The 13436-nt window shown below is 54.5% G+C and carries 13 protein-coding genes and 2 tRNA genes; 13 read left to right on the top strand and 2 right to left on the bottom strand.

Translation table 11 applies throughout. From position 1 onward, the window contains the following. The first annotated feature begins 55 nt into the window (after positions 1-55). The gene (locus tag FMM72_RS00075; protein WP_162220158.1) at positions 56-1237 is read left to right on the top strand and encodes an iron-containing alcohol dehydrogenase; all 1182 of its coding nucleotides are present in this window, start codon (positions 56-58) and stop codon (positions 1235-1237) included. Between the two features lie 152 nt (positions 1238-1389). Here the strand turns inward: FMM72_RS00075 and FMM72_RS00070 are convergent, their stop codons facing one another. Beyond that, positions 1390-2505 (bottom strand): 4Fe-4S dicluster domain-containing protein, encoded by a 1116-nt coding sequence (locus FMM72_RS00070; protein ID WP_162220157.1) that lies wholly within the window; start codon positions 2503-2505, stop codon positions 1390-1392. A 134-nt stretch (positions 2506-2639) separates the two neighbouring features. Continuing rightward, positions 2640-3656, bottom strand: a complete 1017-nt coding sequence (locus tag FMM72_RS00065) for a LacI family DNA-binding transcriptional regulator (protein ID WP_160209408.1) — start codon at positions 3654-3656, stop codon at positions 2640-2642. A 221-nt stretch (positions 3657-3877) separates the two neighbouring features. Here FMM72_RS00065 and codB (FMM72_RS00060) point away from each other — a divergent pair, with 221 nt between their 5' ends. From codB (FMM72_RS00060) to FMM72_RS00005, 12 genes are all read left to right on the top strand, one after another. After that, positions 3878-5200, top strand: a complete 1323-nt coding sequence (gene codB, locus FMM72_RS00060) for a cytosine permease (RefSeq protein WP_162220156.1) — start codon at positions 3878-3880, stop codon at positions 5198-5200. A gap of 27 nt (positions 5201-5227) precedes the next feature. Continuing rightward, a complete protein-coding gene (locus tag FMM72_RS00055) occupies positions 5228-6166 on the top strand; it encodes a nitrilase-related carbon-nitrogen hydrolase (RefSeq protein ID WP_162220155.1) in 939 nt (312 codons plus the stop codon). Further along, on the top strand, positions 6163-6390 hold the full coding sequence (locus FMM72_RS00050; protein ID WP_160209411.1) for a hypothetical protein: 228 nt from the start codon (positions 6163-6165) through the stop codon (positions 6388-6390). The genes FMM72_RS00055 and FMM72_RS00050 overlap by 4 nt, the downstream gene beginning before the upstream one ends. 184 nt (positions 6391-6574) lie before the next feature. Then, positions 6575-7831 carry a cytosine permease gene (gene codB, locus FMM72_RS00045; protein WP_243151592.1) on the top strand — a complete coding sequence of 419 codons (1257 nt, stop codon included), beginning with the start codon at positions 6575-6577 and terminating at the stop codon, positions 7829-7831. A gap of 35 nt (positions 7832-7866) precedes the next feature. Further along, positions 7867-9102 (top strand): cytosine deaminase, encoded by a 1236-nt coding sequence (gene codA / locus FMM72_RS00040; RefSeq protein WP_160209412.1) that lies wholly within the window; start codon positions 7867-7869, stop codon positions 9100-9102. 182 nt (positions 9103-9284) lie between these two features. Further along, the gene (locus FMM72_RS00035; protein WP_347561201.1) at positions 9285-9869 is read left to right on the top strand and encodes a flavin reductase family protein; all 585 of its coding nucleotides are present in this window, start codon (positions 9285-9287) and stop codon (positions 9867-9869) included. A 68-nt stretch (positions 9870-9937) separates the two neighbouring features. Further along, a tRNA-Ser gene (locus FMM72_RS00030) sits at positions 9938-10025 on the top strand. A gap of 42 nt (positions 10026-10067) precedes the next feature. Continuing rightward, positions 10068-10158: transfer RNA gene (locus FMM72_RS00025), tRNA-Ser, on the top strand. 849 nt (positions 10159-11007) lie between these two features. Continuing rightward, a complete protein-coding gene (locus tag FMM72_RS00020; RefSeq protein WP_162220154.1) occupies positions 11008-11193 on the top strand; it encodes a hypothetical protein in 186 nt (61 codons plus the stop codon). A gap of 74 nt (positions 11194-11267) precedes the next feature. Beyond that, complete coding sequence (locus FMM72_RS00015; RefSeq protein ID WP_162220153.1) at positions 11268-11408, top strand: hypothetical protein; 141 nt, start codon at positions 11268-11270, stop codon at positions 11406-11408. A gap of 46 nt (positions 11409-11454) precedes the next feature. Beyond that, positions 11455-12591, top strand: coding sequence for a DUF6329 domain-containing protein (locus tag FMM72_RS00010; protein ID WP_162220152.1), 1137 nt, complete (start codon positions 11455-11457; stop codon positions 12589-12591). Between the two features lies 1 nt (position 12592). Beyond that, a partial coding sequence (locus FMM72_RS00005) for a DUF4314 domain-containing protein (RefSeq protein WP_162220151.1) occupies positions 12593-13436 on the top strand: 844 nt, incomplete at its 3' end.

The following is a 13436-nucleotide window of genomic DNA, read 5'->3' as shown; positions in this document are numbered from 1 at the left end:
AATACGGTCCGCGCCCCATACAATACGATTGGAAATTTGACAGGGAGGGAAAACCATGCTCAATTTTGATTACTATGCTCCGACAAAGGTTGTATTTGGAAAGAACACCCAAATGCGCTGCGCCGAACTGGTGAAGGAATGCGGCGGTACACGCGTCTTTTTGCTCTATGGCGGCGGCAGCGCAGTCAAAAGCGGCCTGATCGGCGCGGTTGAACAAAACCTGCGTGAAAATGGGCTTGTGTGCGAAGTGCTCGGCGGGGTACATCCAAACCCATATCTTTCGTTCGCACGCCGGGCGGCCGAAAAAGCCGCCGCTTTTGGCGCGGATTTTATCCTGGCGGTCGGAGGAGGCAGCGTCATCGACACAGCCAAGGCTGTCGGGCTTGCGCTGGCCAATCCGGGCGTCGATCTCTGGGATTTCTGGACAAAGGGGAGAAAACCCGCGGGCTGCACGCCAGTTGGCGCGGTGCTGACCATTCCGGCGGCCGGCAGCGAGATGAGCCATTCGTCTGTGCTTACTGACGAGGAAACCGGCGTCAAGCGCGGTCTTGGGCTTGATGTGATGCGCCCCAAGTTTGCGGTCATGAATCCGGAACTGACCTTTACCCTTCCGGTATACCAGGTGGCGTGCGGCGTGGTCGATATCATGATGCATACGCTCGACCGGTACTTTAATCCCGTCGCCGGCAACGAGCTGACCGATGAAATCGCTGAGGCGCTGCTGCGTGTGACGATCCGAAACGGACGTATCGCTGTGAAGGATACGCACGACGATCATGCGATGAGCGAGTTGATGTGGGCCGGAAGTCTGTCCCATAATGATCTGACAGGGCTTGGCGCGCCAAAGGATTTTGCGCCGCACCAGTTTGGACACGAGCTTTCCGCCAAGTTTGATGTCGCGCATGGCGCGAGCCTGTCGACGATGTGGGGGTCGTGGGCGCGCTATTGTATGGATACGAATCCGGCCCGATTCGCACAGTATGGCCGCAACGTGTGGGGAATCGACGGCGCGGCAGAGGTTGAAACCGCGCGCGCTGCGATTGAAATGACAGTCGATTATTTCCGGTCGCTTGGAATGCCGACCTGCTTTACAGAGCTTGGCATCGGCGTGCAGGACGATGCGGCCCTGCGCGAGCTGGCCGAACGCTGCACCTTTTATGGCAAACGTACAATCGGTACGTTCCGCGTGCTCGGCGCCGAGGATATTTATGCCGTTTATAAGATGGCAAATTGCTGATGAGCAGATAAAAAGCCGTCCGCCTGTAAAGGCGGACGGCTTTTTATCTGCTGCTTTGCTTTGATAGGCCGCGGGCATATGTATGGCTTCCTTTTTGTTTTCTGTGTGCAGAAAACAAGGCTCATGCGGCGATGTGTGATCTGCTCACAGCGTTAACGCCAGGTGAGCCGGATGCGCTGCTCGGGGCAACGGGCGGCGCACAGGCCGCAGCCGGTGCAGTCGTCGGGATTTGCGGTATAGCGGCCGTCGCCGTCCAGGCGGATGCCGCCGCCCAGGCAGCTTGCGGCGCACAGGCCGCAGTCGGTACGCGGACAGGGGCTTTGAAAGGCACAGGTAAGCTGCTGGGCGGGGATATCTTCAAAGGGAATCAGCTTTTGCAGGGCGCGGCCGTGCTGCGCGGCCAGGGTGGTATTGTGGGAATCGGTCCAGGCGCGCAGGTCGCTGACAATCTGTGCGATGCGCTCGTAACCGGAGAGCAGCACCGTGGACGCAAGCTGCACCGCGTTGGCGCCGAGCATCACATATTCCAGGACGTGCTCATACGATTCGATCCCGCCGATTCCACAGATTTCACAGCGCGTCAGCTGCGCGAGCGTGGCGGTCGTCGCAAGCGAGACAGGGCGCAAGTTTGCGCCGGAATAACCGCCGCAGGTGGGCATCAGCGGCGTGCCGTGTTCGATATCGACGCCGGCAAGCCCCTTGAGGCTGTCGATGGCGCTGATCGCCTGCGCGCCGGCTTCCTCGACCGCATTTACAAACGGAACATTTGCGCTTGCGTCATAGGACAGTTTAACCATCACAGGCAGGTCGACCGCCTCGACGACGGCGCGCACATAGCCGCCGATTTGTTCCTGAAAGCGTCCAAAGCGCGTGCTCCGTGTTCCAATGGGGGCGCTGATGCTTAGTTCGATTGCGTCTGCGCCGAGACGTTCCACCTTCTTGGCGATATAGGCGGTTTCTGATTCAGTGGCTCCCCAGACCGAGCAGATCAGGATGCTGTCACGCTTATCTATGCGCTTGATCTCCTGTTCCCATTGTTCAAGATCGATGGTGGAATACAGCATGGTGTTGAACAAACTTCCGCCATGCTGGTAGAGGCGCGGACAGACGCGCGTGCTCGCCTCCAGCGTGATTGTTTCCGTGACGACAGCGGCCGCACCCGCGTCGATCGATTTCTGGATGGCAGCAGCGTCACATGACCAGGGTCCGGCGGCCACAATCACCGGATTTTTTAACGTCATGCCAAGAAATTGCACAGATAAGGACATACCCTTCCCCCTCCTTTGGCAAACAGAACATGCGCCCAGGCCCAAGGGGACCTGGAACCCAAAACGGCCCGGCCGGCTTTGACGGCTCTGGGGATTGCCTGAAAAACCCAAAAAATTTCCGTTTCAAACAAGCCCTAGTCAAACAGCTCATGGATATATTTTTTATTTCCACAGGAGCGGCGAATTTTCAGCTTTGGCTGCAAAACGACCTCCTGCGGGACAGGCTCGGCAATCTGCGCGTCCTCGATCAAATCGAACAGCAGCCGCGCAGCGATCATTCCCAGCCGCTTGGAGGGCTGTTCGATGCTGGTCAGCTCCGGTGTGACCAGATCGCACAGGGGCGAATCGTCAAACCCCACGACAGCCAACTGCGCGGGGATATTGACGCCGTCGTCGCGCGCTGCCTTCATGACGCCGAAGGCGAGATCGTCGCTGCCGGCAAAGATCGCATCGGGCAACGTTTCCGTCGCAAACAGCCGGCGCGCGGCCAGATAGCCGCCGCGCAGGCCGCCAGCCGCCGTGTGGATATGGCCCTGTTGTACATCGGCGTCCAGCAGGGCGCGCCGGTATCCGGAGGTGATCGGATCGTTTCTGCTGTGCCCTGTTTCGTCAAGCAGCAGATCGATGCGCCGCCGTCCCAAACCGAGCAGATGCTGCGTCATCTTATAAGCAATGCCCTCAAAGTTGATATAGCAGGCGGTCATTTCCCCATCGCCCTGTCCGATCAACACAAAGGCGCTGCTGCCCAGGCCGTATTCGTTCAGCCGCGCCTGCGTCAGGTTGGACGAGGAGCAGATCACACCGTCGACCCGCCGGTCAAACACCATGCGTAGCAGCCGGTCCTCCTCCTTGGGGAGGCCGTGGGTGCTGCATAAAAGCACGGTGCTCCCTTTTTTTGTCGCGACCGATTCAACGCCCGCGACCACCTTTTGATTGACGCCGCCCTCAACACTTGGCACAAGCAGGGCGATGGTATTTGTGCGCGAGAGATTGAGCCGGCGCGCGAACCAGTTTGGGGTGTAATTGTGCCGGGCCATGATCTCCAGAATGTGTGCGCGCGTTTCAGGCTGTACAAGTTCCGGGTGATTGAGCACGCGTGAAACGGTGGCGACGGACACCTGGGCCTGCCGTGCGATTTCCTTGATATTCACGCAGCTACCTCCTCTTTACGGCCACAGCAAACATCTTTCAAGGTAATTTTATCATTTCTTTTGTATAAAAGCAACCAAGATTGATGAAAATCGATGCTGATTTTGACAAAAATGTTAAACTATTATTTACAATTCACGCATGATATGCTATATTAAAGCCGTGGAGTGAAACTAGTTACAAAAATCAGGTGCCATGTACGATTCAGAAAGGGATGATTTTGATGATGGATACGAATGGAAAACAGATGACCCAGGAGGTTGTCGATAAGGATTATCCGTTGACACATGTTCCACAGTCGGCCCGGAAGACGTTTTTCTCGGTTGCTGCAGTGCTGCTGGGCGTGACCTTTTTCTGTCCGACAATGGCGGCGGGCGCGCAAATAGGAGCGGCATTCCGTTTTGATGAATTGGTGTGGGTGGTGCTGATCGGCAACTTGATTCTTGGGATTTATGTTGCTGTCAACTGTGCAATCGGCGCAAAAACAGGCTTGACATCCGTGATGCTTTCACGCTATACGCTTGGGAAAGCGGGTTCGAAATGGGCTGATTTCCTGTTGGGCGGCACGCAAATTGGCTGGTACGCTTATGTTTGCGCCTATGTAGGGCATCTGTATGCGATAGGCCTCAATATACCGTCGGCCGAAATTGGATTTACGCTTTTTTGGGCGATCGTATTTGGGATCACCGCCCTTTGGGGGTATCGGGCGATGGAAAAGGTCGCCTATGTGGCTGTGCCTGCACTTTTGATCCTGGTCGCCTATGTGCCATATCTTGCAATGCGCGACGCAGGCGGCTTGGCGGGGCTTGCGGCGGTGCAGCCAACGGCGGAAATGTCCGTACCGACAGCCATGACGGTGATTGTTGGTACTTTTGCCTCAATGGGGACCCAGGCATGTAACTGGTCCCGGTTTTCCAAAACGGCCAAATCCGGATTTTGGGCTGGGCTGATCGCGTTTTTAATCGGCAACATCATTATGATGGTCGCTGGCATCGTGGGTGCGCTGGCATATGGTGAATCTGATTTTATCATTATTCTTATGAATATGGGGATTACGGTTCTTGCGCTTATTGTCATGACGCTCAATATTTGGACGACAGCGCACGCAGGCGCATACGCATGGGCGGTCGCCGGCGCAGAATTCGCCGACAAGCCGGATAAAAAGCCGTTTTTGATTGGCGGCCTGGTCATTGCGATCATCCTGGCCTGTACAGGGATCTATTCGCATCTGATTGCGTTTCTCAATCTACTGGGCATCTTCATCCCGCCTCTTGGTGGCGTAATGATGGGGGATTATTTCTTTGTTTATAAGCGCAGGCTGCCGCGCGTGGAGTCCGTTCATTTTAAGACCTTGCGGTATTCGCCGGTGATCGCTTATATCGTCGGCGCGGCGGCGGCATTCCTTGCCGACCGGTTTGCGTTTGGGATTCCGCCGCTCTTTGGCATCCTTGTTGCGGGGGCGTGCATGCCGCTGTGCAATTTACTTCTGGGCAAATGCGGCATCAACGACATGCATCCAGTGGATGAAAATGCGGATTACGTTTGATGATCGCTGAAATAAAGGGAGAAATATATGAATATTGGAAATCTTTTTGCCCTCAATGGCAAGATCGAAACAGAGGCCCTTAGTGTTGTCGGCGTGCAGTTTGCGCCAATCGGCGCGCAAACTGTGGGAGAGCTTAAAGAGAATGTTGACACGGTGCTCAATTATCTTGATCTGGTGGTAAGCGGTTTTCCGGGTGTGGATCTGGTTGTTTTCCCGGAAGCGTGCTTTCAGGGCTTTGCACCGGTCCATTTTGAGGATGCAATTATGTCGCTGGAGAGCCCGCATCTACAGCAAATTTGTGAGAAGTGCCGGGCATTGTCCGTATGGGGTGTTTTCAATGCGATGATCTGGGCTGACAGCGGGCGCTGTTATGAAAATACAGCGATTGTCGTCAACAGTGAAGGGGAGATCGTCCATAAATATATTAAGATGAATCCCTGGATCCCCTTTGAAAATTCCAGGCCTGGTACAGAGTGCCCTGTCTGCAATGGGCCAAAAGGCTCGCGTATAGGCGTTATCATCTGTGCGGATGGCGACTACCCCGAAATCTGGCGGGAGGCAGCTTATAATGGCGCCAATGTGATTATTCGTCCCACACATTATATGGATCCCTGGTGCAATGCCTGGGAAATTACCAATAAAGCAGGCGCTTATTTTAACCAAACCTATGTTGTGGGGGTCAATTGCTCGGGGCTGGCCAGAAATGAAGCGCGCTCCTGTTTTGGACGCAGCATGATCCTTGGGCCGGATGGCAATATCATTACAGAAGCGTGCAACGGGGGACCGGCGCTCATTAAAGCGGATCTGTATCCGGGAATTATTGATCAGATGCGCCGGCAGGCGGTGCACAGCAGCCCTATGTTTTCATTTAACCACCGCGGGGCCAGTTGTCCGGACTTCGAAGGGCGGGGAGATGTGAAAATGAGGTATCGGGCATATGGCGGACAAGGAGGGGCTGAGAAATGACAAAGGATGCGTATCCAGCAATGTTCCATTTTTTACACCGCCAGTTGGCGGATATCCAATTTCCCATTACAAAAGAGCAGCTGCTTGAACAGGCAGGGGATCGGATGGTGTGCACAGACTGGGACCGGCGGACGCCGCTGCGGGAGCTGATCGAGCCGGTCGCTGTGACAGAGTATAGTTGTGCGGCGCAGTTCTATTGTGCGCTTTTGGCTGCGATTGCTTGAACAAGCTTTCATGTGAATTGACCTTTATGACGGAAAAGACGCCCAAATTTTGGCTATTTAGACGCTGGTAAATAGCGGAAAAAAATGGTATAGTAAAGACGCTGTTATGAAACTATTTTCATAACGTGTTTGAGGTGCCGGCCAAAAGGCATGGCGTGCAAATCCGCATTGAAAGGGAGGACACATGATGAGCGAGCAAACCAAGCAGAAATTGCAGGCGGAAGACAGCGAATACTCGTTGAGCGCGGTCCCCTCCGCAAAAAAGACACAGGGGCTTTGGGCCGCAATGGTGGTGCTTGTCGGCTTCACATTCTTTACGCCGAGTATGACGGCGGGAGGCAATCTCGGAATAGGGATGAATCTGACGGGCTTCCTGCTGTCCATGATCATCGGAAACGCCTTTTTGGGCGTTTACTGCGGTACGCTGGGCTATATCGGCCAACGGACGGGTCTGACGCTCGATCTGCTTGCGCACCGCTCCTTCGGCGACAAGGGGTCGTTTCTGCCGTCGGCACTGATCAGTTTCACACAGATCGGCTGGTTCGGCGTGGGCGTCGCGATGTTCGCAATCCCGGTTTCCGGGCTGACCGGCGGCAAGGTGCCCGTCTGGCTTTTGATTGTCATCACCGGCGTTGTCATGACCGTCACAGCCTACATCGGCATCAAGGCGCTCGCGGTGCTCGGCTCTATCGCCGTTCCGCTGATCGCCATCCTCGGCGTCTATTCTGTGACGTGGGGTGTCAACCAGGTCGGCGGCTTTACGAAGGTCTTTGCGGAACATCCTGAGAATCCGCTGACATTGGCGGCGGGCATCGCGATTGTCGTCGGCTCGTTTATTTCGGGCGGCACTGCTACGCCGAACTTCACGCGCTTTTCCAGGACAGCTAAAATTGCTACCTGCGCGACAGTGATCGCGTTCTTTGTCGGCAATTCCGTTATGATGATTTTCGGCGCGGTCGGCGGCGCGGTCACAGGTGTGGCGGATATCTTTGACATCCTGATTCTCCAGGGCCTGGCGATTCCGGCGGCCGTTACGCTCGGCCTGAATATCTGGACCACGAACAACAACGCGCTTTACACAGCGGGCCTTGGTGTTTCAAACATCACGCGGGTGCCGATGAAACCGATGGTTCTGGTCGGCGGCGCGGTCGGGACGGTTACGGCTGTCTGGCTTTACAACAATTTTGTTGGATTTTTAAACCTGCTTTCCGGTATGATCCCACCCGTAGGCGCGGTGGTCATCCTGCATTATTTCTTGCATAAGGAGGATTATTACAAGGAGGATTATAAAGGTACGGCGGTCAATATTGGCGGTATCCTGGCGGTAATCGGCGGGGCGCTTGTAGGTATCTTCGTGACCTGGGGCATCAAGCCGGTCAATTCGCTTGTCGTCGCGGCTGTGATTTTCCTGGCCTGGGATATGGCGACCCGTAAAAAGTAAGAATTTGCATCCGTATGGAAGAAAGGACGAGTCGTATGCTGATTAAAAATGTATACATTGAGAATGCGCAGGAAGCAAAGGATATCCGTATCAAAGATGGTGCTTTCAGCGAGATCGCTTCCGGCCTGACGCCGGAAGCGGGCGAGGAGATTGTCGACGCGACCGGGCTTTTGGCGTTGCCGCCGTTTATCGAAAGCCATGTACATCTTGATACATGCCTGACCGCCGGCGATCCTGTCTGGAACCTGTCGGGCACTCTGTTTGAAGGGATTGAGTGCTGGAGCAAGCGTAAACAGAAGCTCTCCAAGCAGGATGTGAAGGACCGTGCGGGCCGCGCCGTGCGCATGTATGCGGCTAACGGCGTGCAGCATATCCGCACGCATGTTGATGTCACCGACCCGACGCTCATTGCGATGGAGGGGATGCTGGAACTCAAGGATGAATTAAAGGACCTTGTTGATATCCAGATCGTCGCGTTCCCGCAGGAGGGCATTCAGAGCTATCCAAATGGGGAGCAGCTTGTGGAAAATGCCGTCAAGATGGGCGCGGATTGCGTGGGCGCGATTCCACATTTCGAATTTACGCGCGAATACGCAGTTGAGTCGGTCAATTTCTGCATGAAGATTGCTGAAAAGTATGGCCGCCTGGTCGACGTGCACTGTGATGAAATCGACGATGAACAGTCAAAGGGGCTTGAGGTGCTCGCGTGCCGCGCCCTGGAAAGCGGTATGAAGGACATGGTGACAGCCAGCCATACGACGGCGATGCACAGCTATAACAACGCCTATTGCGGCAAGCTGTTCCGGCTGCTTGGCATGAGTGATATCAATTTTGTCTGCAATCCGCTTGTCAATACGCATTTACAGGGCCGCTTTGACACTTATCCCAAACGCCGCGGCGTCACGCGCGTCAAGGAGCTGCTTGCCAACGGCAACAATGTCTCCTTTGGGCACGACGATATTTTTGATCCATGGTATCCGCTGGGTGACGGCAACATGCGCGACGTGATCCATATGGGGCTGCATGTCTGCCAGATGATGGGCTATCAGGAGATTATGGATTCGTATAAATTCTGTACCTACAATGCCGCCCGTACGCTACATCTGGGTGACGAGTATGGAATCCGGGAAGGAAATCCGGCGAGCTTTATCCTGCTGAATAACAATAATTTCTACAATGCGCTTAATCAAAAGAGCGAGGTGCTCTACTCCTATAACCGCGGCCGGCTGATTGCCAGCACAACGCCTGCAGAGAAAAAAGCTCTGTTCTAGGTTAGCCAATATCCCTCCTTTTCCCACAGCCCGGACCCGGCGTGGTAGCATCGGGTCCGGGCACATATAACAGGGCGGTAAAGTTGAATCGGAGCGGCCGGCATGGTATACTGTAGAAAACAGCCGGGCGCACAGCTTGATGGAGCATCCGGGAATGATCTGGTTAAAATGGGGGAAGCTATTTGAAAACCATCTGGAAACCGGGCGCGATGCTGGCGCCTGTGCCGCCGGCGCTTGTCACCTGCGGCACGCTGGAGGCGCCAAACATCTTTACCGCAGCCTGGACCGGCATCGTCTGCACCAATCCTGCAATGACTTATGTGTCTGTGCGTCCGCAGCGCCACTCATATGGCTTGATAGAGCAAAGTGGAGCGTATGTGGTCAATCTGACCACGGCGGGGCTTGTGCGGGCGGCCGATTTCTGCGGCGTGCGCTCCGGCCGCGATATTGATAAATTTGAGGCATGCGGCCTGACCGCGCAGGCGTCGTCCGTTGTGGAGGCGCCGTCGCTTGCGCAAAGCCCGCTGTCGATTGAATGCGCCGTTGAACAAGTGCTCCGGCTCGGTTCGCACGATATGTTTCTTGCGCGGATTATGGCTGTTGCGGTTGATCCATCTCTTATTGATGCAGATGGCCGCCTATGCCTGGAGCGCGCCGGCTTGGCGGCCTATGCGCATGGCTCCTATTTCGAGCTTGGACGGCGCATCGGTACGTTTGGATTTTCTGTCCGCAAAAAGCCTGCGCAGAAAAAACGGCGCAAAAAATGACCGCGGTATACAGGGAGAAGGGCTTGACTTGTCCGGTTAAATATGGTATTATAATCAGCGTGACATACGGAGAGATGTCCGAGCGGTTTAAGGAGCTGGTCTTGAAAACCAGTGACCCCAAAAGGGCCGTGGGTTCGAATCCCACTCTCTCCGCCAGCAGCTTTTCGTGTTTATAGAATTTATACCGCCACCATTTTTGGAGATGTACCCAAGTTGGTGAAGGGGCTCCCCTGCTAAGGGAGTAGGTCGGGAAACCGGCGCAAGGGTTCAAATCCCTTCATCTCCGCCACCAGGCAAGGGCCTGGAGCCATTTCGCGCTCCAGGCTTTTTCTTATATCCAAAGCAAATGCCCGCGTCCGGAGTGGTTCCAAACTGGGCAAGCTTGCCAAAAAGAATGCCCACTTTGGATACCATCGGCAGAAATGCCGGTGGTATCGGGTTTTTCAGGGGTTTTTGCCCTCAAATTTCACAGGTAAAATAAAAGATCCAAACGGGGATTTCACAGAAGCTGGCTGGATTTGAACCCCCAAATTCTTTAGAAATCTACAGCGCCCTTTTTGAAATGGGATTTTTCAAAAAGGGCGCTGTTTTCATACCCAGCAAAAAACAGAGTGCCAAAGGCGTCAATCTCTCAGCCAACAGGCTGAAGGGTTGGCGCATTTTTTCATATTCCGAAAAAGGGCGCTAAAGCTACAAAGGAAGGAGAATAATTGTTATGCCGGTAACAAATGCCAGCGGCGGATGGAGGATATCCTCCGCCAGATCGAACGTAATGTTCCAAATCCACGAGAGCGGATGAGCCAGTCCAATCAAAACGAAATCAACATGAGTATGTAAGCGCCGGGGTTTTAGAGATAAGACCCCGGCGCTTTTTTGCGTTTGGAGGTAATCGACATGAATACAGAACAAAGTAGCCCCACATCCCATACCGGCAAGACTGTCGGACGAACTGCCCATANATGCCGGTAACAAATGCCAGCGGCGGATGGAGGATATCCTCCGCCAGATCGAACGTAATGTTCCAAATCCACGAGAGCGGATGAGCCAGTCCAATCAAAACGAAATCAACATGAGTATGTAAGCGCCGGGGTTTTAGAGATAAGACCCCGGCGCTTTTTTGCGTTTGGAGGTAATCGACATGAATACAGAACAAAGTAGCCCCACATCCCATACCGGCAAGACTGTCGGACGAACTGCCCATAAGTGCGAGGGCTGCCCCTACCCCCACCACGGCTTTATCTGCTGGGGCAAGGACGGCGGCTGCATGCGAACCGATGTGGAGGAACTGACTGAGCGGCATTGGCGGTCAAAGATGGGGCGGTAAAATTGGTGGGTTTGGGTATTCCCTTTGATCCGCAGTTACGGTATTATGTGTCGTTAAGAAACGGAGGAGGAGCAGTGATTTTCAACGCAGTTCTCAAAAATCCAAAGCACGAAGAATATGACGAGGCAGCCGTCCCCTTCCCAATCCCGCCCAATGAGTATGAACCCATTAGAGATATGTCGTCTGCCAAGGGACACTTAGCCTGGACGAACTGATGCTGGAAACATCGGAAAAACAAGGTTTCAAGATTGGAGAGATCAAATGATTCGATTGCACTTGACCCGAGGTGATAACCCCGCCGTTGTGTCTCTACAGCTTCCCGCCACCCCAGCAGAYATCGGGGAGGCTTACGCACAGCTGAACACGATCAGCAYCGGCCGTCCCCCCGAAATCAAAGATGTGGAAAGCCCCATACGGAATATTGGTCAATATCTTCGCAACGCCAAGCCGGATAATCCCCAGGATATGGACAAGCTGAACACTCTGGCACAGAGGATCTTCAAAATGAGTGCGGAACAACGGCAGCTCTTTATGGGGRCGCTGGACTGTTCCTGTATCAGCGGGCTGGAGGATGTACTGCGGGTTTCGGAACAGACGGACGAGTACATCCTCATCCCCAACGCCAATTCAGATGCGGAGCTTGGGCGGTACATTGCTGTCTCCAGCCAGTTCAATGCTGATCCCCGGTTCCCGGAAGCGTCATGGCCTTATCTGGACTTTGCCAAGATCGGCGCGGAATATTACGCCAACCACGACGGCGTCTATATCCATGAGGGATACGTGCTTCGCAGAGACAGCGGCCTGCAGCGGCAAGCGCCGGAGCCAAGCCGGGATGGGAAAGAACTCATCAGCCTGACTCTGCAGGGCCCCAAAGGGAAACATCGCGTCCTGCTTCCAGGGGATGAGGAATATCTGGATAAAATATGTGACTGCATGGGCGTTGAGAATTTTGCCGAAACGACCATCCAGGAGGTAAAATTCCATATTCCCCACGCCACAGAGCTGATCCCTACAGAACTCGTTTGTGTGGAGGACGCCAACGAACTGGCCTTTTGCATCGAGGGGATGCAGCGGGAAGATGGCGAACTGCTCAAATACCTCTCCGTCCTGTCAGTTTGTCATCCGGAAACTATGCGGGAGGCCCTGAGCCTCGCGCTTGATTTGGACGGTTATGAGCAAGTCCCGGATGACGTGGAGGAATATGGGAAAGCGGTACTGCGCAGGCTTGGCGCCGACGACGAGATCATCGACGCCATCGACGGCTACATGGACTTCGCCGCGATGGGTGAGGCGTATATCGCAGAGGACGGGGTGCGGCGGACAGGATTCGGGATGGTCAGACGGCTCAGTGCGCCTTTCCCCGAAGAAACCAGCGAAATACAGCTAGGAGGAATGTGAGATGAAATATATTTCAAAGGAATGGCTGGAGTTTCTGCGGCAGCAGTACCCCATTGGCAGCCGCATCCGGCTGCGTGAGAGGGGTGCTACTGATCCGCAGCCTATTAAACCAGGCAGCATGGGGACGCTGCAGCGTATCGACAGTATCGGTACCTTCCACGTCAAGTGGGACGATGGCCGCAGCGTGGARCTGGCCGTYGGACAGGACAGCTTTACTGTCCAGCCGCCCGAACCCACCATGTTGAAGCTGTACATGCCGCTAACCATCAGCCTATACGAAAAGAACGAATGGGGAGATTGGGAAAACGACTGTGAAATCATGGATGACCGGTCCGCACATGCCTACTTGCGTGCCTATGAGGATAAAATCATTGAAGCTCTTATAGAAGCGCGTACACCGGAAGAAAAACAGCGCGGCATCATGCATTGGTACAATGCAAACGACAGCGTCAATGAGAAAGTCAGATCCGTGGTGTTCACAGCAGAAAGACGGGATAACAGGCTTTGGGGCGTAGCCGAATGCCAGGTGGTTGGGACGCTGACGCCGGAGGAAATGGAAACCCTGACCGGCTACATCGGCGGCCAAGCCTCGGACGGCTGGGGCGAGGTCTTCGAACAGCGAGAAATCCGGGTAGATGACGGGAAACTGTATGTTCACCTCTGGAATAGCGACAATTGGAGCATCATGACAGAGAAAGACCGGTTTGACCCTGCGTTCAGCCACAGACTGCCGGACTTGTGCTGGTCAGTAAAAGAAACAGATGGAAGCCTCATCTATATTAAGAAAGGTGAAGATGGCAGCTTCCCTTCGGAGTGGGACGTCGGCAATGCCGAGAAAAACCGCC

The sequence above is a fragment of the Anaerotruncus colihominis genome (genome assembly GCF_010206195.1).
GTDB lineage: Bacteria > Bacillota > Clostridia > Oscillospirales > Ruminococcaceae > Anaerotruncus > Anaerotruncus colihominis_A.
This window is presented reverse-complemented; position numbering and strand designations above follow the sequence as displayed.

Excerpts from the sequence above, each read along its gene's own strand:
- FMM72_RS00020 (WP_162220154.1), top strand. The coding sequence starts at position 11,008 with ATGAATACAGAACAAAGTAGCCCCACATCCCATACCGGCAAGACTGTC.
- codB (WP_162220156.1), top strand. The coding sequence starts at position 3,878 with ATGATGGATACGAATGGAAAACAGATGACCCAGGAGGTTGTCGATAAG.
- codB (WP_243151592.1), top strand. The coding sequence starts at position 6,575 with ATGATGAGCGAGCAAACCAAGCAGAAATTGCAGGCGGAAGACAGCGAA.
- codA (WP_160209412.1), top strand. The coding sequence starts at position 7,867 with ATGCTGATTAAAAATGTATACATTGAGAATGCGCAGGAAGCAAAGGAT.
- FMM72_RS00050 (WP_160209411.1), top strand. The coding sequence starts at position 6,163 with ATGACAAAGGATGCGTATCCAGCAATGTTCCATTTTTTACACCGCCAG.
- FMM72_RS00055 (WP_162220155.1), top strand. The coding sequence starts at position 5,228 with ATGAATATTGGAAATCTTTTTGCCCTCAATGGCAAGATCGAAACAGAG.
- FMM72_RS00075 (WP_162220158.1), top strand. The coding sequence starts at position 56 with ATGCTCAATTTTGATTACTATGCTCCGACAAAGGTTGTATTTGGAAAG.
- FMM72_RS00070 (WP_162220157.1), bottom strand. The coding sequence starts at position 2,505 with ATGTCCTTATCTGTGCAATTTCTTGGCATGACGTTAAAAAATCCGGTG.